The organism is Ruegeria sp. BHSA118, assembly GCF_059613405.1.
Window position 1 is genome coordinate 1 of the sequence record NZ_JBXWSM010000157.1, and the last position, 1,440, is coordinate 1,440.

At 55.4% G+C, this 1,440-nt stretch carries 1 protein-coding gene and 1 pseudogene; both read left to right on the top strand.

Annotated elements, in window-relative coordinates; translation table 11 throughout:
• Positions 1-161: 161 nt before the first annotated feature.
• Positions 162-352 (top strand): annotated as a pseudogene (locus AC2FNN_RS21605) (glucose-1-phosphate thymidylyltransferase); the annotation flags it as partial.
• A 126-nt stretch (positions 353-478) separates the two neighbouring features.
• Positions 479-1,440, top strand: a 962-nt coding sequence (locus AC2FNN_RS21610) for an O-fucosyltransferase family protein (protein WP_496760577.1), incomplete at its 3' end; no start/stop codon positions are given.

A 1,440-nucleotide genomic window follows, 5' to 3' on the forward strand; every position in this document is an offset into this window, starting at 1 on the left:
TTTACACCGAACGGGAAACTCATTCGGGAATATGTTAACGTTCTGGACGAGAATTTTTCAGGACAAGTTTCTGCGGCTCAGGTGATTGATCCGGATTATTTGGATATGCAGTCAGCCTTGTGTGCCATTGGTGCAGGTAAGCGTTGAAAGACAAGGGACCGGGCACTCATGCCAGCCTGCTGGATGCGGGCAATTTCGTGCGGATGCCGGAAGAACGACAGGGATTGCAGACCGGCTGCCCGGAAGAGATCGCCTGGCAGCAGGGATGGATCAACGAGGAAGAACTGCACCGCCGGGCAGAGATGTCCGCCAAGAATGAATAGGGGCCTATTTGGATGGTTTGTTGAGATAGGGGGCATGTGTGAACCGGCGGCATTGCGGATCGCAACCGACCGGTCGGATACGATGATTTCAACCACATCGGCACAGCGCGTTTCCCTGCCGGTGTAACGATTGAGAAAAGGTTAAAGGCGGGGCAATGAAAAGTTATAACGCTGAATATTTACTGATTTGCAATACGTCGGATGGTCTGATCGCTCAGCTCAACGGCATTGTCGTTCAATTGCAGTTTGCGCGCCGGATGGGGATGACGCCGATCATCTATCTGCATCAGAGAAGCTATATGTTTGGCGGTCCAAACCCGTATTTCGACGCCGAACACGGGCCCAATGTCTGGGACTATTACTATGAACCCGTTGGGGTGTCTGGCGACGAGATTCAGGCTCTGATACGGGCTGAACGGGTCTATACCCTGTCCATGGCGTCCGAGTTGATGCGGCTGTATCGGTGGGAGCCCAGAAGCTGGTTCATGAACCCCTACGGCTACTATCGCAGCGTCGAAAACCGGGCGGACGGGCCATATCCAACGGATTGGTGGCAGCAGGAACGGGACAAGGCCCGCGCGTTTCTGGACGATGGTACGATACGCTTCAAGGCATCGCTCATGCGGCAGGTGGACAGGTTCCACGGCGCGAAATTCCCCGAGCACACGCTGGGGCTGCAGTTGCGGGGCTCGGACAAGTTCGATTTTGGCGTCGGGCCCAACCTGTCCAGAAAGGTCGTCCCCGAAGAGTATTTCCCTTATATCGAGCGCTATCTGGCCGAGCATCCGGATTGTGGCGGCATATTTGTGGCCACCGATCAGCGGCAGTGGCTCAAGGATCTGGAAAAGGCCTATCCGGACAAGATCATTTCCTATTCCGAAAAATCCCTCAGCGATACGGATGATAACCGGTTTCATGATGCGGACGAAAAAGCCGCGCGCGGGATCGAGGTTCTTGTGGATCTGTTGCTGCTGTCGCGGTGTCAGTACATCATCAAATGCCATGCGGCCGTCGGCGAGATGGCAGCAACCCTGAACCGGGGTGTGGATTTCATCGACCTGAACTATCAGACGCAACCGATGCGGGCGCGCCGCAAGGCCCTGTCTGTTGTTGCCGT